An 18,899-nucleotide genomic window follows, 5' to 3' on the forward strand; every position below is an offset into this window, starting at 1 on the left:
GACGCTTATAGGAAATGTAGTGTTGCGTTAACAGAGAACGTGCTGATATCGTCTTTACCAGCAGTGTAGTTCATGTAGCTAGCACCAACAGACATTGGGCCAAAAATGAAGTACTCAGCACCCACACCGTACATTAGGTCCAAATCGTCATCGTCTTTGCCGCCTTTCACTTTTTTGTCCCACTGATGGAAACCACCTTTTGCGTACACGTGTAGCGGACCGAAGTCGATGCTTGGCTTAAGTGCTGCGTAGTAAGAAGTTAGCTTAGTGTCTTGACCATTTACGTTGAACTCACCGTGTTGTGTTACACCAGCTTCAACACCAATGATAGGTAGAATGCCTGTACCAACGTGAACAGAGTATGATGTGTCCGTCTCACCTTTGTAGTCAGACTGACCTACTGTTGCACCACCGTAAATCCAAGAATCCGCCATTGCCGCAGAAGATGCGCCAAGTAGCGCCACTGCTAATAGAGTTTTTTTCATCATCTACCTTTACTCTTTATTATTCCCACGTCTGCATAACTCAGTCGTTGGTACTACAAATAAAGGGAGGCGAACTATTGCCTCCCAGAACTAAAAAATAATGCTTATTGAGTTACTAGCAATTAGTGTACCAGCAACTTCTTAAGCGATAATTACAAATCTGACACTATTTTACTGGTTGATTAGCAAGCATCAATCGCGTTTTTGACTCGTTTATCAGAAACAGGATAAGGAGTGCCTAATTGTTGAGCAAAGTAACTCACGCGAAGTTCTTCAATCATCCAACGCACTTCTTTTACATTTTCAGGAATGGCCACACCTTTCGGGATCTTGTTCAGCAACTCTTTATAGTCTTGAGTCACAGATTCAATCTTCAGCATATGTAAACGATCTTTGTTTGGATCGATAGGCAACTTCTCCATACGGCGCTCTATCGCGCGCATGTAGCGAAGAATATCCGGCAAGCGCTTCCAGCCACATTCCGTTGCAAAGCCTTTGAAGATCAAGCCTTCAATTTGTGCTTTGATATCGGACAGAGCAAACGCCATTGTGAAGTCGATCTTGCCTTTTAGCTTCTTATTGATGCTAAACGCCGTGGTCAGAATAGTCTCAACCTGTTGAGCGATCTCTACAACGGTGTCACCCAATTCAGCACGAACGTGTTCTTTCAACGCTTCGAACTTCTCTGGCTCCCAAACTAAACCACCCTGCTCTTCAATAAGCTTATCGACACCGCAGGCAATGCAGTCATCTATCAGATCAAGCACTTTGCCGTAAGGGTTAAAATACAACCCCAACTTCGATTTGTTCGGTAAGTTAGCGTGCAAATATTTAATTGGAGACGGCACATTCAACAAAATCAAACGACGCTGACCAGCACGCATTGCCGTTATCTGCTCGTACTCCGTTTCGTAGAGTTTGATTTCAACGCTGTCTTTGGTATCAACAAGCGCCGGATACGCTTTTACATCGTAGCCGCCACGTTTTTGTTGATACACTTTCGGCAATTCGCCAAAACTCCACGTATGCAGACCTTGCTGTTCGATATCGTCATCCGCAACTTTGGAAAGCGTTTCTTGAACTTTGTCTTTCAAACTTTCTTTCAGTTCATGAAGGTCTTTGTTTTCCTTCAGTTTACGATTTCGGTGATCAACCGCACGAAACGTGACTTTCAAGTGCTCAGGTACTTGTTCCAAGTTCCAGTCTTCACGCAGCACTTCTACGCCCGTCATGCGTCGCAACTCTTTCTCCAATGAATCTAACAGCGGCGCTTCCATTGGCGTGACGCGTGCTAAGAATGCATCGGCATAGTTCGGCGCAGGTACAAAGTTCTTACGAATTGTCTTTGGCAACGATTTAATCAAGCTAACCACAAGCTCATGGCGTAAACCTGGGATCTGCCAATCAAAGCCCGCTGGTTCAACTTGGTTTAAAATCGGCAACGGCAAATGCACTGTGACACCGTCACTATCATCGCCTGGTTCAAATTGGTAACTCAATTTGAGCTTCAAACCATTTTGATGCCAGAAGTTCGGGTAATCCAAATCGGTCACATGGCTAGCATCACCCTTGAACAGCATCTCTTTTTCAAAGTTCAGCAGTTCCGGGTTTTCTTTAGATGCCTTTTTCCACCACGTATCGAAATGCTTACCAGACACCACTTCGGTGCCAACGCGTTGGTCATAGAAATCAAACAGCTCATCATCATCCACTAAGATGTCTCGACGACGAGATTTATGCTCAAGCTCTTCCACTTCTTGCAGAAGCTTACGGTTTTGCTTAAAGAACGCGTGTTTGGTTTCCCATTCACCCTCAACCAATGCACTACGAATGAAGATTTCGCGACTTACGGTCGAATCGATACTGCCGTAGTTGACCAAGCGTTTCGGTACGATTGGTACGCCGTAAAGCATCACTTTTTCGTGCGCCATCACCGCAGCGCGTTTCTTCGACCAATGTGGTTCGCTGTAACTGCGTTTAATAAGGTGTTTAGCTAACGGCTCAATCCATTCTGGCTGAATCTTTGCGATGATACGACCCCAAAGTTTTGAGGTTTCCACCAACTCAGCAGACATGATCCACTTAGGCTGTTTCTTGAATAGACCTGATGCAGGGAAGATATGGAAACGAGCATTACGCGCGCCTTGATATTCATTCTTTTCTTGGTCTTTCATGCCGATGTGCGACAGCAAACCAACCAAAATGGCACTGTGTACGCCATGGTAAGAAGCGGGCTCATCGTTAAGCTTGAATTCCATCTCACGCATCGACTGATGAATTTGGAAGTACACATCTTGCCACTCGCGAACGCGCAAGTAGTTCAAATAGTCTTGCTTACACTGTTTGCGGAACTGATTGCTAGACAAGGCTTTTTGCTGCTTTTGGATGTATTCCCACAAATTCACAAATGTCAGGAAGTCCGACTCTTCATGGAAGAAGCGACGATGTTTATCGTCTGACGATTGTTGTTTGTCTGAAGGACGTTCGCGTGGATCTTGAATCGACAAGGCAGCTGCGATGATCATCACTTCTTTAAGCGCACCATATTTTGGCGCTTCCAATACCATACGCGCCAAGCGCGGATCGATTGGCAAACGCGCTAATTGGCGACCAATGGAAGTCAGGCGTTTTTTCGGGTCTTTTACCTCAGAGTTAATCGCACCAAGCTCTTCCAGCAAACGCACGCCGTCTTGGATGTTACGTTTATCCGGTGCTTCCACAAACGGAAACGCTTGAATATCACCCAAACCAAGTGCCGTCATTTGCAAGATAACCGACGCTAGATTGGTACGTAGGATTTCAGGATCAGTAAACTCTGGGCGTGACTCAAAATCTTCCTCTGAGTACAGACGAATACAAATACCCTCTTCCACACGACCACAACGACCTTTTCGCTGGTTCGCACTCGCCTGAGAAACTGGCTCAATTGGAAGACGCTGAACCTTAGTACGGTAACTGTATCGACTGATACGCGCCGTACCCGGGTCGATAACGTACTTAATGCCCGGAACAGTTAGCGAGGTTTCTGCCACGTTGGTTGCCAGTACAATTCGGCGACCAGTATGAGGTTGGAAAATCTTATTCTGCTCACCTGCCGACAAACGCGCGTAAAGCGGCACAATTTCCGTGCTCTTCAGATTACGTTTGGACAATGCATCTGCGGTATCACGGATTTCACGTTCACCGTTCATGAAAATCAGGATGTCACCATCGCACAGTTCATCTACCGCTTCGAAGATGCCTTCAAGCTGGTCACGATCATTGTCGTCATCACCGCTTAGTGGGCGGTAACGTGTTTCTACTGGGTAAGTACGACCCGATACTTCAATGATTGGTGCATTGTTGAAGTGTTTTGAGAAGCGTTCTGGGTCGATGGTTGCCGACGTGATGATCACTTTCAAATCAGGACGACGTGGCAGCAACTCTTTCAAGTAACCCAAGATGAAATCGATGTTAAGGCTGCGCTCGTGCGCTTCATCGATAATGATGGTGTCGTATTGATTCAAGAAACGGTCATGCTGAATTTCAGCCAGCAAGATACCGTCCGTCATCAATTTGATTTGGGTATTTTCAGAGATCTGATCGTTGAATCGAACCTTGTAACCAACAAACTCACCAAGCTTGGTTTCCATCTCTTCGGCAATACGGTTAGCAACCGAACGCGCTGCAAGACGACGAGGCTGAGTATGACCAATCAGACCAAATTTACCGCGACCAAGCTCAGCACAGATTTTTGGTAGCTGAGTGGTTTTACCAGAACCGGTTTCACCCGCGACGATAACCACTTGGTTTTCTTCGATCGCTTTCGCAATATCGTCGCGTTTTTGGCTTACAGGCAGGATTTCTGGGTATTCAATCGTTGGTTTGTAGTTGCTGCGCTGCTCTGCAACCATCATGGATTTTGCGATGTCTAATGCAATTTCGTCGAACACAGCATTACGCGCTGCGTCCTTCTTAATTTTGCTTGCACCAGAAATACGTTTACTCAAGCGGAAACGGTCGCGCATCATGCACTGATTCAGCGCTTTACGCAGAGATGCAGCACTATTCACTTGAGCCTGAGGTGTTTGAGCTTGTTTCGCTGTCGCTTTTTGCGCACCATTTGACGGTGTCGCTTGCTCTTCAGCTAGATTCTTTTTTGGGGGCTGTGACGAAGTCAAAGCGTTTCCTATTCTTTTCATTACAAAAACTGCGCGGATTGTATCACACAAGATCTGTAACAAGATAACCGAAAGCTCATTCAATTTTTTCGAACATGTTCAGCGAATCGCTAGGCTTTTGAACTCACTTACGTTGCTTATAATGGCTCCCATAGTCGAAAGCACTTATTTAAGGAATAACCATTATGTCTCGTGTACTAGCTCTAAAATCAAGCATCCTTGGCGATTACTCTCAATCAAACAAATTGGTTGAAGACTTCATCAAAAATGTAGACCAAGACAAGCTTACTGTTCGTGATTTGGCTGCAAACCCGCTACCTGTTTTGGACTTCGCCGTTGCGACTGCACTGCGCGCTACGGAAGATCTTTCACAAGAACAGCAAGCGGTGGTCGACTTGTCTGACACCCTTATTGAAGAAGTAAAGGCCGCAGACACTTTGGTTATTGCCGCTCCAATGTACAACTTTACCATCCCGACTCAGCTTAAAAACTGGATTGATTTGATTGCTCGTGCAGGCGTGACATTCAAATACACAGAAAACGGCGTTCAAGGTTTGATTGAAGGTAAAAAGGCGATTGTAGTAACGACTCGTGGTGGTATTCATAAAGATTCACCAACTGACAACGTTACGCCATACCTACGCACTGTACTGGGTTTTGTAGGAATCACTGATGTAGAATTTGTTTACGCAGAAGCGCTAAACATGGGTGAAGATGCAGCTGCAAAAGGCATTTCAGAAGCGCAAAGCCAACTTGCAACAATGGCGTAAGTTAGAATAAACCAGAATACAAAAGGGATTGGTTCGCGCCAATCCCTTTTTGGATCCTGATGCCTTGATCGTATTTATAGGGTCTCTTACATCGTCAAAGACGATTCACTTTCTCCAAGTTGCGTATTGCATCGAGGTAGACTTTTTCTAAAGACCGCTCAGCTTCGCTTATCATATTCTCGATCATCGCATTAAACGCGACATCGCTACGGATTTCTATATTGTCTCCCGCCTTAACGTCAAGAGAGTTGACGTACAACACCAACCATTCATCTCCCTCCAAATGCCCTTCTCCGTGAATGGCAAAAAAGCGTTTAGCAAATTCATAGTTAGTACAATTTATCGCTTCAATTTGAATATTAAATGAGGAGTCGATACTCATGGTGCTTATGCCATCCGATTCATCAGATGCATCACAAACAGCCTTAACTCTGGCACGATATACGAAATTTCTCGTTGAAAGCAGCATAGTATTATTCATCTTTACTCATAATGGGCGATAAATAAGTCAGTTGCAAATCCGACCTATATGCATCTCGCGATGCGCTAAAACTCGAACTGGAAATAAATAGTATTGTAGTTGCTCCCACCTTTAATTCGCCCAAACTGGGAAGCGCTTTCAAAAATTGCCGAGCGGTGATGCAATGAATAGCCCACCCACATATTGTTCCAGCTCTTTTGGTTGAAGAGATCGCCTACATTGACATCAAACGAGAAATCTAGGTAGTTGAGCAACTTGCTTGGTGTATAACCCTTGTCTTCCATTTCTGTGCCTTCAATATAGGTAATGCTATCAATGTATGACACACCTTCCGCTACACCAAATCGCCAAGTCGTAGGCCAATTAACCGTATAATAAGCCTTAATCGCCATGACGTATTCTGTGCTCGCAGACTGAACACTGGACGACCAGTGATGAACCAACCCTGGCGTTAAATAAATATCAAGAGGAAAACCAAACAGCTCATCCGTTAATGGATGCCCATAAAACAATGAAGTAAGTTGATTGTCGTATGGGTCTTTTTCTCTCTCAAAGCTAAATATTTCACCGATGTTCGAAGGCGTCGCCCAACCATGCGCAATACGTAGATATGCTTTATTGCTCAGTGTCGGTTTCGGAACTTTGCTTTTATCGTTGAAAAAGCCAAAACCGACAAACACTTCTCCCTGATATCGATCTTCTACAAGCTGACTGTTGTAGGCGTTATCATCTAAGCGAGTAACACTCGTCTCACCCAATAAATACAAATTTGAAGTTACATGGTAACGCGCTTTAATACCAAGATTGGTGTCAAGCCCAGCTCCAATTCTCTCGCCAGTACTATCCTTAAAGGAATAATATTCACTATTGAAATCAGCGTCTTTGTATCGAATCGTAATCGATGGCTCTAATTCCCAATCACCAAATACATAATTGGCAGCAAGGCGGTAATTAGAGTGAAACTGGAGTTCGTCGTCCGTCATCAACTCTACTTCTGCGCGCCAATTGTCGTTAATGCTATAACGCACTTGCCCACCGAAATCGACTCTGTCTCCTTCATTAGCATTTTGTAGCGACATGGGAATATCGACAAATCTCAATCGCATGAGTGCGCTCGCGCGCCAGTCGGAATCACTCTCGTTATGCAAAAAAGCGCCACCTTCAATGCCATTGATATACACATGTTCGTTTTCAAAGAACATCATTGGTACAAATGTACTCACCGTAGAGTCATTATCGGCGGTATAAAACGGAATCGATGCTGTGCGATACATCGCAGCAATCCCCCACGTTTGTTCTTCTGCACCATGCACAGAAGAAACTACCGCAGCTAAAGGTAAAGCGAGTGTTGTTAGAATTAATCTCTTCATGAGTTCGAAAAATGTTGGTTGAGAAGCAGGCAAACATCAATGATTTGCCATTAAAAGCTTATGTTCTGCTGATGATAGCCGTTACAATGGCAAATGTTGTCATCCTCGTGACAGTTTGAGTCCCAAGATCATATTAATATTGCACGACTAGGTGAGCTTGTTTGCGAATATTTTACCATCACAACAAGCGCGTAAACTCTAGCTTAGTTCTAAATCAAACATAATGAAGTAAAAAGTGAAAGCATCAGAACTCATCTCTACCTTGAATCATTTACCCGCAGACACAGACCCAGACATTGTGATGGGAGAAGCATGGCTGCCAGAGAGGTTGATAGGGACTCAACTCGATGGTGACATGTTGTTTTTGCACTTTGATAATGCACCAGAAGATGGTCAAGGTGACGAAGAAGGGCGTGGCTTCGTCGAACACGAAATCGACCTAATTAGAACTCGGCTTCAGCAAATTTTGGATGAAGACAGTGATAACGCGTCAAAAGCCGATGCGATGCTTGGTTTGTTCCTTATGGGACATGAACTTAGTAGCTCGCAAGTTATCGAAATATTAGAAGAAGAAGCTGACACATAAGGAGCCGTTTTGCCAGCATTGATGAACACGACTGAAATTTCTTCACTTCCTCTTGTCGTTGCAGGTCCGATCCTACGTAAAGTGACCGCAACTGAAATCAATATTTGGCTAGTCACCACCCAACGCTTGGAGGGTATGGTGCAAATTACGGATGAAAATGCCTCCATCCTTTATCAAGCCCCTTTAAGTGAACAAAAAGAACAGCTTCAAGTCGGCCTCAATGCGTGGTGTTGCTTACTTAAATTAGAAGGCGAGTTTCCAACCCATCAAGCGTTACGCTATCAAATTAAAACGCAATATGGCTTAGTGACGGAACTGCTCCCTCACCTAACTTATGAGCGAGATAATACGCCAAACTTGGGTATTGAGTTCCTCGTTAGTGAAAAAGCGGATTATCTCTTACATGGCTCTTGCCGTAATCCCCATCACTTCAGTGATGATACATTGGTCGCTGCGGATCATAAAATCGCGTCTCAATCCATTGAAGAAAGACCAGATATGCTCATCATGAGTGGTGATCAAATCTATGCAGACCATGTTGCAGGCCCCACTCTCGATGCCATTGAGCAAGTCATAGCTTTATTGGGTTTGCCAGGCGAAGAATTCGATCAAGCTCCGATAAAAAATACCAATGAGCTCTACCAACACCCTGCTTGCTATTATGGTCGAGATAAATTGTTGCCTCATTATGTGAGTGATGACAGTTTACTAAGTAAGTTTTTTCCACACCGAGGGACACCAATATTCAGCGCCAAAGAGTGTGAGAATCACCTAATAAGCTTTGCTGAGTGCTTTGCAATGTACTTATTGGTTTGGTCTCCGACCTTGTGGAAGCTTGTTCGAACGGATCGTTTATTAGAAAACGAATTTACTGTCGGCGGAGAAGTTCTTGAACCCAAATGGCAGCAGCAATGGCGCGAAGAAAAAAAACAAATTGATAAATTCGTCGCAGGTCTGGACAAGGTTCAACGCTTACTCGCTCACATTCCAACCTATATGATTTTTGATGATCACGATGTCACCGACGATTGGAATCTCACCATAGGCTGGGAACAAGCCGCATACAGCAACACGTTTGCAAAACGCATTATCGGTAATAGCTTGATAGCTTACTGGCTTTGCCAAGGTTGGGGAAATGCGCCAGAAAAATTCAATGATGAATTTATGAGCCTCGCTCAACGCTTTATCGATGAGCGAACCTCGCAAACCCAAGATGCATTTATTCAATATTTGTATCGCTTTGAGAATTGGCACTACACCATTCCTACGACACCAAAAGTTGTCGTGCTAGATACACGAACCAGACGCTGGCGTTCTGAGTCTAAAATGAACAAACCTTCTGGCTTAATGGACTGGGAAGCGATGATTGAGTTCCACCAAGAGCTAGTGCACCAAGACAAAGTTGTTATTGTTTCTGCTGCGCCAATGTTTGGTGTGAAATTTATCGAAGCACTACAACGTGTGGTGACCATGCTTGGTAAACCATTGATGGTTGATGCTGAAAACTGGATGGCTCACCCCGGAAGTGCGAATACTCTTATTAGTATTTTCACACACACAAAGACACCAACTAACTTTGTTATTCTCTCTGGCGACGTACACTACTCTTTTGCATACGATATTAAGCTCCGCTATCGAAAAAACAGTCCGAATATCTATCAAATCACCTGTAGTGGAATTAAAAATCAGTTCCCTACACAACTGCTCAATATTTGTGATGGCCTAGATAGACTGCTATACAGCCCTCGCTCACCTTTAAACTGGTTCACAAAACGTAAACGACTCAAGATTTACAAACGCGCACCAAGTACACACAACTTTTATCGCTTGGTTAACCATAGTGCCATTGGTGAGCTACGCCTTGATGATGAAGGCAAACCAAGTCAAATTAGTATTCTGACGAGTGATGGTGACGAAGTTCATTTTCCACCCACACGTGCTGAAAGCTGAGTATCTATCCCCAAATGACTTGCCCTTTGCAAGAGGCAAGTCACCGTGAACTAACTCAGGAGTTTAGGTTTTTTGGGGAGAAAGTGGCCGTTCTTAAATGTCAACGGCGTGCTAAATTTGGTATCGCACCTTGAGATCTTCCGTATTTATTACCATGTTAACCAAATAAACAATAGCTCGGTGTTCATTATGTTTAATTCTCTCACATCATTATTTAAACAACTCATTGATGGCTCTGATTTAAGCCAAACCAACACACTTTCCCCTAACATGGCTATCGCGTGTTTGCTTTGTGAAGTTTCTGGCGCAGACCATAGTGTCGATGATAGAGAACAAGAAACAAAGCGCTCTTTATTGATGAAACTGCTTTCGTTAAATGAAGAAGAATCAAATACTTTGTTAGAGCAAGCGCAACAGAAAATAAAAGATTCCGCTTCGCTGTACGACTTTACCTCTCAACTAAGAGAACTGACTCAAGAAACTCGTTACAACTTAATCAAAAGCATGTGGGAAGTCGCTTACGCAGACGGCGAAATTGACCCGCTAGAAGACGCGGTGATCCGTAAAACAGCAGAGCTACTCTATGTTGATCACAGCGAGTTCATTCGAGCGAAGTTACAGTCTCAGTAAAGTGACGAGATGAGTATATAAGTCGCTGGCTAACTCTAAGCTACCCCTAGAATGACAACAGATATCGCTTCTGTAGCCATAAAAAAACGCGCACTCTGCGCGTTTTTCAATAAGCCAACGACATTGTTATTAAAATACTGGTCAAGGTATGTGTTTAGCTCTTTCCACACTAAACAGACTGCATGACAAAACAACAATGGTTGGATGATTATTTAATTACAAGCTAGCTAGGTTCGAATAACTAAAACATGGTCAAAGCAAGCTTAGCTAAGTTGTATGCATCTACATAGCCAGAGTGTTGACGCCCTTCCCAGTCTATTCCTTTTGCTTCTTGAGCGGCTCGATGGCCTATACGTTTATCTTTAAGACGATTTTGAATACGGTAGAGTGTCGCTAAGTTGATGAACTCTGTGAACGGTGCTTCAATACCTTTTTGCTTACACTCTTCTAGAAGAATGAGGTCATCTCGCCCCCAAGATGCAAAGATTTTGTTGCGACCACCGAAGTTCTTAACCATGGATTTAAGCACTTCTTCTAGTGGGCGTCCTTGTTTTTCAATCTTACGTGGTGTGATGCCCGTTAACTCAGCGCAGAACAGAGACACTTCATCGTGTTCTGGTTTCACGTAGTATTGAGCACGCTTGACTATCTCACCTTTAGACAAATCTATTTCAGCTAACCCCACTTCGATAATTTCACCCGTGCTGCCGACGCCATTTTCGTTCCAGCAACACATTTCTAAATCGAAGCATACAATACGGTTATGGTTCATAGTTTGCCTTGGTTCCTAACATAAAAATTTAAAGCGTGCGATTCTATCGTAACACGGCGTAAAACTCGAATTTGTGCGCCCATTTAATCGCCGATCGACACATTATTACGGCCGTTTTTTTTACTCAAATAGAGTTGACTATCCATTTTGTGATACAAGCTCTCAGGATCTTCTTCTTTATGGATAACCGCACCGATACTCAACGTACAGATGATTGACGCATCACCATAATCAAAAGCCGTACTTGCCACAACACTCCGTAATTTTTCTAGGTAAGCTTCTAGCACTGCTCTATCAATGACTTTAGAAATAATACAAAACTCGTCACCACCAGCTCGGTAAAACTTATCTCCCGGTTTTAAATTAGCACTGACCAGCTTAGTAACATGTTGTAACGCTTCATCTCCACCTAAATGGCCGTGTTTGTCATTAATCACTTTGAAGTGGTCGATATCAAAACCAACCAAGGCGAAGTTAACACCTTTGTTTATCTGATTAAGCAAATGATCGTTGAATGCTCGGCGATTCAGTAGTTGAGTTAGAGGGTCTCGCTCTGCCATTCTTTTTAATTCAACGGTTTTGAGCTCCAACATGACCGCTAAGCGCTCTTTTTCTCGAGACTGTAAATTCACAATCCAACTGATCAAAAAGGCGATTACCAATCCGGCTAGCGTCGTGCCCGCTAAAATAGAACGCTCCCAAGCTGAGACTGCGTCAGAAAGCTTAAAGTCAATACGCCATTCACGGTTAGGCAGTTGAATGGTTCGGCTTATAACGGTTCCTCGAATGTTATCCCAGCTAGCACTTTGAAAGAGAACAGGGTCATCTGCTGCGTCGAATCCCAAGTCTTCTACGCGCACCGACATATCGAGCTCCGTCGCGGTTTTCGTAATCAAATCCTCAAAGTAAACCGTACTTCGGATAACGCCGGTCACTACTCCTAATAAATATTTGTTCTCGAAGTCGAACACTGGATGGAACACCAGCAACCCAGTCTTAGGTATGGACTTGTCATAACCATCTTGCAGTAAGCGAACTTTATCCGAGACATTCGCTCGCCCATTTTCGGAAATATCATCCAAGATTAAATCGAAGCGTTTGCGCGAAAAATAGAAACCCAATAGAGAAAGGTTTTCCGGTGTTCTTGGGTAGATATCCGACGCGATAAAAATTGGCTCATTGTGTTCAAAAATGTACCCGTAGGTTTTGGGACCATCTTTAGGAACGGTAAACGGTTGGAAGTTTGGAAATTTTTGACGGGTCTTTAAAATATGTTCATCAAGATCTTCGAATTCGACCTTTTGCATCCATTGAAGTCCAATGAGACTTCGCGAGCTATTAATCACTTGTTCCGCATACATGGGAAACGATGGCCAATAGCTTCGCTCAATCGAATGGAAAAAGTTTGCGCCCGCACCAATGAACTTTAGATCATTCTCGACGTTTGCTTTAAGTGATTCTGCTTGTCGGTCGGCTAAAGTATCAAACGTCGTCTGTGTATACCGTTGCTGCATTGTATAAGCAGCACCTACTACACCAGCAGTGACACATAAAGTCGCCAAAAAAGCTAAAATAGAGTCTGAATGTCGTTTTATAAAGCTCTTATGAGCGGTGCTTTGTGTCATATCGTAATTTTTGATACTTCCGTAAGTTAAACTTCGGGATCTATTGAAATACTGCGTTAGCAACGCACAAACATCAAGCAACAACCTATATTGGGGAGTCTGATCGTCGATTTTTCACGCTGTTCGTACGGTATAGTCACGAATTATTACAGCCTTAAGCCTTGAATATGCTACCATCCGTCATCATTTTAATGTCTAAACTTGGTGCAAGATCGCAAAGACGATCGTTTTAGTGAACAAATATGAGCCAATACTGAGCACCAATAAATCAATAGAAAGAGAAAAAACGTCATGAACATTGATTTGAACCTAATTCCTCAAACGTTCGATATGCTTCACGCTGGCCTAACCGCATCGAGCGTTTTGCTTCTTCTAGTTGCAGTGTCGCGCAAATCAAAAGTGGTCGAGAAAGTGGTAGAAAAACCAGTCGAGAAAATCGTCGAGGTTGAGAAACCAGTTGAGAAGATCGTTGAAGTAGAAAAAGTAGTAGAAGTAGAGAAAGTCGTAGAGCGTGTTGTAGAAGTTGAATCAAAACTTGCAACAGCATCAACGGACTCTGCAATGCAGCTGCTTTCTATCATGCAACAAGAAGCTCGTCTGATTGACTTCTTAAAAGAAGACCTAACGTCATTCTCTGATGAAGAAGTAGGCGCAGCCGCTCGCGTAATCCACACTGGTGGTCAGAAAGTACTGAACGACTACGTGACGCTAGCGCACGTTCGTAACGAAGACGAAGAAACTCGCATTACGGTTGAAGAAGGCTTCAACCCACAAGAAATCCGCCTAACTGGCAACGTAACAGGCAGCGCGCCATTTAACGGCACGCTAGTTCACAAAGGTTGGAAGGCAACATCAATGACGTTGCCTAAACTGGCTGAGAACTACGACGCATCTGTGATCGCTCCAGCTGAGGTTGAGCTGTAATGGAACACATGAACCAAGAAAACCATTCTCAAGAAGTGTCTGTTGAAACTCAACAGACGCCTAAATTCAGTGTTGGTATCGACTTAGGTACAACACACTGTGTGATGTCTTTTGTTGATACTCACGACGAAGACGCTCGCGTTGAAGTGATGCCTATCCCGCAGTTGACTGCGCCGGGTACGGTAGAGACTCGCAGCCAATTAGGCTCTTTCCTTTACCAACCACACGAACACGAAATGAACCCGCAATCACGCGTTCTTCCGTGGTCGAGCGAGCCAAAAGCTCTAGTTGGTGCAATTGCACGTAACCTAGGTTCAAAAACACCAATTCGTCTTGTTGCAAGTGCGAAATCTTGGCTTTGCCACGCAGGTGTGAACCGTCGTGATGCTTTCCTGCCAGCAGGTAGCCCAGAAGAAGTGGAAAAAGTATCCCCTCTTCGTGCGACAGAGCTTTACCTAGAGCACCTAAAAGACGCTTGGAATCACGCGAACCCAAATCACAACCTTGCCGATCAAGACGTAACCATTACGGTTCCTGCTTCTTTTGATCCTGCTGCTCGCGATCTAACTGCAGAAGCAGCACGCAACGTTGGTTTTGTGCACCTAACACTTCTAGAAGAGCCACAAGCTGCACTTTACAACTGGATCGATAACAGCAACGACAAATGGCGCGACGAAGTTGAAGTTGGCGACATCGTGCTTGTGGTCGATATCGGTGGTGGTACAACCGACCTTTCTTTGGTTGAAGTAACTGAAGACGACGGCAACCTAACTCTGAACCGTATTGCGGTAGGTGAACACATCCTACTTGGCGGTGACAACATGGACCTTGCACTTGCGTACCGCTTGAAGATGAAGCTAGCGCAAGAAGGCAAAGAGCTACAGCCATGGCAAGTTCAGGCAATGACGCACGCATGTCGTGACGCTAAAGAAGCGCTATTGAACGACAGCGAGCTTCAGTCAGTGCCAATCGTGGTACCAAGCCGTGGTTCTAAACTGCTTGGCGCAACGCTAAAAACAGAACTGACTCAAGAAGAAGTACAACAAACACTGGTTGACGGCTTCTTCCCTCAAGTTGCGATTACGGACCACCCTGTTCAACGTAGCCGTGGTGCACTAACGCAAATGGGTCTGCCTTACGCACAAGATGCGGGCATTACTCGTCACATTGCAGCGTTCTTGTCTAAGCAAGCTAATGCCCTTTCTACTTCAGGAAATGGCGCAGAAGCAGCAGCTCAAGATTTCAACCCATTCGCTAACATGCCTGGTATGCCAGGTTCGGATGCAGCGCAGTCAGCTGACTTCATCAAGCCAACAGCAATCCTATTCAACGGTGGTGTTCTGAAATCGAAACTTCTAGCAACTCGTCTAGAAGACACGATCAACGAATGGCTACTAGAAGCAGATGCTGAAATGGCGAAACGCCTAACAGGTGTGGATCTAGACCTTGCGGTTGCTAGCGGTGCGGCTTACTACGGCTCTGTGCGTCGTGGTCAAGGTGTTCGTATCCGTGGCGGTATTGCTTCAGCGTACTACGTGGGTATCGAGAGTGCGATGCCAGCGATTCCGGGCATGGCGCCTCCAATGGAAGCACTGTGTGTTGCACCATTTGGTATGGAAGAAGGTTCAAGCGTTGACGTACCAAGCCAAGAGTTTGGTTTGATCATCGGTCAGCCAGTTAACTTCCAGTTCTTCGGCTCAACGGTTCGTCGTGATGACCTAGCAGGTACTCACCTAGACTACTGGGCACCAGAAGAGCTTGAAGAGCTTCCAGAAATCCAAGTAACTCTGCCTGTATCTGAAGGTCGCCGTGAAGGTGAAGTGGTTCCTGTAACCCTAGCCTCTCGCGTCACAGAACTTGGTACGCTTTACTTAGAAGCCATTGCCGCTGATAACGGTCAAAAATGGCATGTTGAGTTCGATGTGCGCGAAGACGCGAAAAGCAACTCAAACGAAGAAGAATAAATAGAAATCAAACGGCATCCAATCGGGTGCCGTTTTTAAATACACGAAGGTTTGTATGGCATCTCCTCGTTTTCTTGTTGGTATTGACCTTGGCACCACAAACACTGTGGTGGCGTATTGTGAAATCACCGACAACCTTGAACAATCCGAAGTATCCCTATTCGACATAGACCAATTGATTGGTCCGGGTGAAGTGGTTCGTAAACCATTGCTGCCCTCTTTCCGCTATCACCCTGCAGTTGGTCAAATCTCCCCTTCTGACCTAACACTTCCTTGGGAAAACGAACCTGTCTCTGGCGACATTAGTAATGTGATCGTGGGTGAATGGGCTCGTGAATTAGGCGCTAAGGTGGAAGGACGTCAGGTATCCAGTGCTAAAAGCTGGCTATCGCACCAAGCAGTGGATCGTAGTTCAGACATTCTTCCTTGGGCTGGTGCGCAAGACGTAGATAAAGTCTCACCCGTTATTGCCAGCGCAAGCTACCTCAACCACATTCGTCAAGCATGGAACTACCGTCACCCTAGCAATAAGCTAGAAGACCAAGATGTGGTTGTGACCGTTCCAGCGTCGTTCGATGAAACCGCTCGTAAACTCACGCTTGAAGCCGCTGAGTTGGCAGGTTTGAAAAAAATCGTCCTGCTCGAAGAACCACAAGCCGTATGTTACGACTGGTACGCACGCCACCAGCAAACCGCAGCTGATGAGCTCAAAGAGTTACCGCTGATCCTAGTGTGCGATGTGGGTGGTGGTACCACCGACTTGAGCTTGATTGAAGCAAGTTTCTCTTCTCAAGATGAACTAGCCCTTGATCGTATTGGTGTTGGCGAACACTTGATGCTGGGTGGTGATAACCTCGACTTAGCATTAGCACACCTTGCAGAGAGCCGCTTCAACCAAAGTAAGAAGCTCACTGCAGCAAGCCTAACTAAGCTGATTCAGCAAACTCGCAAGGCGAAAGAAAGCCTACTTTCAGCAAGTGCACCTGAAGAAGTGAAGATCACCATGCTGGGTAGCGGCTCGAAACTTCTTGGCGGAACAAAGAGTATTGGGCTGAGCAAACAAGAAGTGCACCAAATCGCTTTAGATGGCTTCTTCCCGCTTTCTGATTTCAGTGAAGTACCAGACAAGCGCCGCAGCGCCGTCGTCGAGTTTGGTCTTCCATACGTTGCTGACCCAGCTGTGAGCAAACACGTTGCCGAGTTCTTAACTCAGCACCAACAAGTTGCTCGTGCCGCTCTTGGCATTGAAGACGACAAACAAAATGCCATTCCAGTCGGTTTGCTACTCAACGGTGGTGTGTTCAACAGTGAACTTGTGACTGAACGAGTCACTACCCTACTGTCCGATTGGCGAGGCGCTCCGGTTACGGTATTAGATAACCCACATCCAGATTGGTCTGTTGCACTGGGTGCCGTTGCGTTTGGTAAAGCGCGTCGTGGTGCACAGCTAAAAATTGGTGGTGGCGCAGCGCGTTCTTACTTCTTGCACCTTCAAGAGAAGAACAAGATGGGCAAAGCGCTCTGTTTGCTTGCAAAAGGTACAGAAGAAGGACACGAGATCCGCTTAAGTGGTCGTCGCTTCTCACTTACCCTAGGTGAGCCCGTTCGCTTTAACCTGCTGACTTCTACCCACGACACCTTAACCAATAACACTGCCATTCAAAACGGTGTGATGGTGGACGTTGATCCTGACTTATTTGCTCCTCTGCCGCCTTATATCACCACCCTTGAAGGTGAAGGTGCCAAACTGCAAGCCAACCAGAAAGAGCGCGTAGAAGTGCAACTGGCGTGTCAGTTGACCGAAGTCGGTACGCTTAAGATGGAATGTGTCAGCGCAGAAGACGAGAGCAAACGTTGGGAGCTGGAGTTCGAAGTTCGTAACAAGCAAACCGATGACAGCGAGCAAGTTAAGCTTCACCCTAAACTGAATGAATGTAAGGAGCTGATCGCTCGCCTTTACAGCGGTAATAAGAAAAGCGCGGAAAGCAAAGAGATCAAAACCTTAGCCAAAGATCTTGAGAAGAAACTGGGCAAACGTGACGAGTGGGATTTCACTACCCTACGTCAACTGTTTGATACCTTTGCGCAAGGTCGTAAGCGTCGCCGTCGTTCTGAACAACACGAGAAAAACTGGCTTCGTTTGGCGGGCTTTGCACTGCGTCCGGGCTTTGGCGATCCAACCGACTCATGGCGCATTGAGCAAGTTTGGGGTCTCTACCAACAAAACATCCAGTTTAAGAACCATCAAGGTTGGACCGACTGGTGGGTGTTCTGGCGTCGTATCGCAGGTGGCTTGAGCCAAGAGCAACAAGAGACCATCTTGGCGGACATCGCGAAATACCTACATCCTGGTGCGATGAAAAACCCACAATCCGCCAAAGCGGCACAAGATATGGGTTATGAATCCATGGTTCGATTGGCGGCATCGCTTGAACACCTAGAAGTCGAAGACAAAGTTCTATTGGCAACGTGGTTCTTGAGCAAAGCCATCAACCACAAGCAGTTCGAACAAGCGCACTGGTGGGCAATGGGTCGCTTGGCATCGCGTACACCTTTGTATGGCAGCCAGCACAATGTCATTCCTCGCGAACAAGCGGAACAATGGTTGCCTAAGCTGTTAGAGCAGAACTGGCAGAAAGAGCCAATGATCGCTTTCGCAGCCGTAATGATTTGTCGTAAGACGGGCGACCGCCTATTTGATATCTCAGACGACTACCGTGAGCAGGTACTGGCTAAGTTGAAGCAAAGCAAGGTACCTGAGTCTTGGGTATCACTGGTTGAAGAGGTCAAAGAGCTATCTGAGAGCGAATCGAAGCGTATCTTCGGTGATGCACTACCAAGCGGTCTGACACTGGTAAATAACTAGGCTCTCACGCTTATAAACGCAACAAAGCCCTTCTCGTGAAGGGCTTTGTTTTATCTGATTCTGCTTGCTGACGATAGTCGACTCGTTAGTTCATTTCCGTATTGATTACCACATCACGCGTTTCATTATCCATATCACTGATGCCGACAACTGAGATTTCACGGTCAGATAAATTCTCAATCATGCTATCTTCTAACCCACCATCCGTCATCCACGCATAGAATTTTTCTGCAATACGATCCGAACCTTCCCCGACAAACGTTAATGTGACCTTCTTCATTTGTGACACTCCATCAATTTACGATTCAGCCACTTA

General features: G+C 45.3%; 14 protein-coding genes. 7 read left to right on the forward strand and 7 right to left on the reverse strand.

The genetic code is table 11. The annotated features are described in order from the left end of the window. Positions 1-5 precede the first annotated feature (5 nt). Together NL626_RS00695 and hrpA are read right to left on the reverse strand one after the other, a co-directional pair. On the reverse strand, positions 6-485 hold the full coding sequence (locus NL626_RS00695; RefSeq protein WP_021033871.1) for an outer membrane beta-barrel protein: 480 nt from the start codon (positions 483-485) through the stop codon (positions 6-8). 182 nt (positions 486-667) lie between these two features. Then, positions 668-4,645 (reverse strand): ATP-dependent RNA helicase HrpA, encoded by a 3,978-nt coding sequence (gene hrpA / locus NL626_RS00700; protein WP_253656893.1) that lies wholly within the window; start codon positions 4,643-4,645, stop codon positions 668-670. A 185-nt stretch (positions 4,646-4,830) separates the two neighbouring features. On the opposite strand from hrpA, the gene NL626_RS00705 reads away from it, so the two are divergent. After that, positions 4,831-5,415, forward strand: a complete 585-nt coding sequence (locus NL626_RS00705; protein WP_005377667.1) for an FMN-dependent NADH-azoreductase — start codon at positions 4,831-4,833, stop codon at positions 5,413-5,415. A gap of 94 nt (positions 5,416-5,509) precedes the next feature. Here NL626_RS00705 and NL626_RS00710 read toward each other — a convergent pair whose 3' ends face one another. Both NL626_RS00710 and NL626_RS00715 read right to left on the reverse strand, forming a co-directional pair. After that, the gene (locus NL626_RS00710) at positions 5,510-5,896 is read right to left on the reverse strand and encodes a hypothetical protein (RefSeq protein ID WP_250154526.1); all 387 of its coding nucleotides are present in this window, start codon (positions 5,894-5,896) and stop codon (positions 5,510-5,512) included. Positions 5,897-5,961: 65 nt separating this feature from the next. Then, entirely contained in the window at positions 5,962-7,266 is a 1,305-nt protein-coding gene (locus tag NL626_RS00715) for a MipA/OmpV family protein (protein WP_222712243.1), read from the reverse strand. A gap of 235 nt (positions 7,267-7,501) precedes the next feature. Between NL626_RS00715 and NL626_RS00720 the strand changes: the two genes are divergently transcribed. From NL626_RS00720 to NL626_RS00730, 3 genes are all read left to right on the forward strand, one after another. Further along, positions 7,502-7,852: a hypothetical protein gene (locus tag NL626_RS00720; RefSeq protein ID WP_005377676.1), complete on the forward strand. Its 351-nt coding sequence runs from the start codon at positions 7,502-7,504 to the stop codon at positions 7,850-7,852. Between the two features lie 9 nt (positions 7,853-7,861). Next, positions 7,862-9,802, forward strand: a complete 1,941-nt coding sequence (locus NL626_RS00725) for an alkaline phosphatase D family protein (protein WP_175413441.1) — start codon at positions 7,862-7,864, stop codon at positions 9,800-9,802. Between the two features lie 189 nt (positions 9,803-9,991). Continuing rightward, positions 9,992-10,432 carry a TerB family tellurite resistance protein gene (locus tag NL626_RS00730; RefSeq protein WP_017820644.1) on the forward strand — a complete coding sequence of 147 codons (441 nt, stop codon included), beginning with the start codon at positions 9,992-9,994 and terminating at the stop codon, positions 10,430-10,432. A 241-nt stretch (positions 10,433-10,673) separates the two neighbouring features. Here the strand turns inward: NL626_RS00730 and NL626_RS00735 are convergent, their stop codons facing one another. Continuing rightward, positions 10,674-11,204, reverse strand: coding sequence for a 3'-5' exonuclease (locus NL626_RS00735; protein ID WP_005377684.1), 531 nt, complete (start codon positions 11,202-11,204; stop codon positions 10,674-10,676). Between the two features lie 83 nt (positions 11,205-11,287). Then, the gene (locus NL626_RS00740; RefSeq protein WP_005377686.1) at positions 11,288-12,829 is read right to left on the reverse strand and encodes a sensor domain-containing diguanylate cyclase; all 1,542 of its coding nucleotides are present in this window, start codon (positions 12,827-12,829) and stop codon (positions 11,288-11,290) included. Between the two features lie 291 nt (positions 12,830-13,120). Here NL626_RS00740 and NL626_RS00745 point away from each other — a divergent pair, with 291 nt between their 5' ends. The 3 genes from NL626_RS00745 to NL626_RS00755 are packed head-to-tail and all read left to right on the forward strand — an operon-like array spanning position 13,121 to position 18,583. Continuing rightward, on the forward strand, positions 13,121-13,753 hold the full coding sequence (locus tag NL626_RS00745; protein ID WP_017634945.1) for a DUF2760 domain-containing protein: 633 nt from the start codon (positions 13,121-13,123) through the stop codon (positions 13,751-13,753). Further along, positions 13,753-15,717 (forward strand): Hsp70 family protein, encoded by a 1,965-nt coding sequence (locus tag NL626_RS00750; protein WP_253656894.1) that lies wholly within the window; start codon positions 13,753-13,755, stop codon positions 15,715-15,717. Before NL626_RS00745 ends, NL626_RS00750 begins: the two co-directional genes overlap by 1 nt. 55 nt (positions 15,718-15,772) lie before the next feature. Next, a complete protein-coding gene (locus NL626_RS00755; RefSeq protein WP_253656895.1) occupies positions 15,773-18,583 on the forward strand; it encodes an Hsp70 family protein in 2,811 nt (936 codons plus the stop codon). 85 nt (positions 18,584-18,668) lie between these two features. Here NL626_RS00755 and NL626_RS00760 read toward each other — a convergent pair whose 3' ends face one another. Further along, a complete protein-coding gene (locus NL626_RS00760; RefSeq protein ID WP_005377692.1) occupies positions 18,669-18,863 on the reverse strand; it encodes a hypothetical protein in 195 nt (64 codons plus the stop codon). Positions 18,864-18,899 lie beyond the last annotated feature (36 nt).

This window comes from Vibrio sp. Y58_MX_L22 (assembly GCF_024181865.1).
Lineage (GTDB): Bacteria > Pseudomonadota > Gammaproteobacteria > Enterobacterales > Vibrionaceae > Vibrio > Vibrio alginolyticus.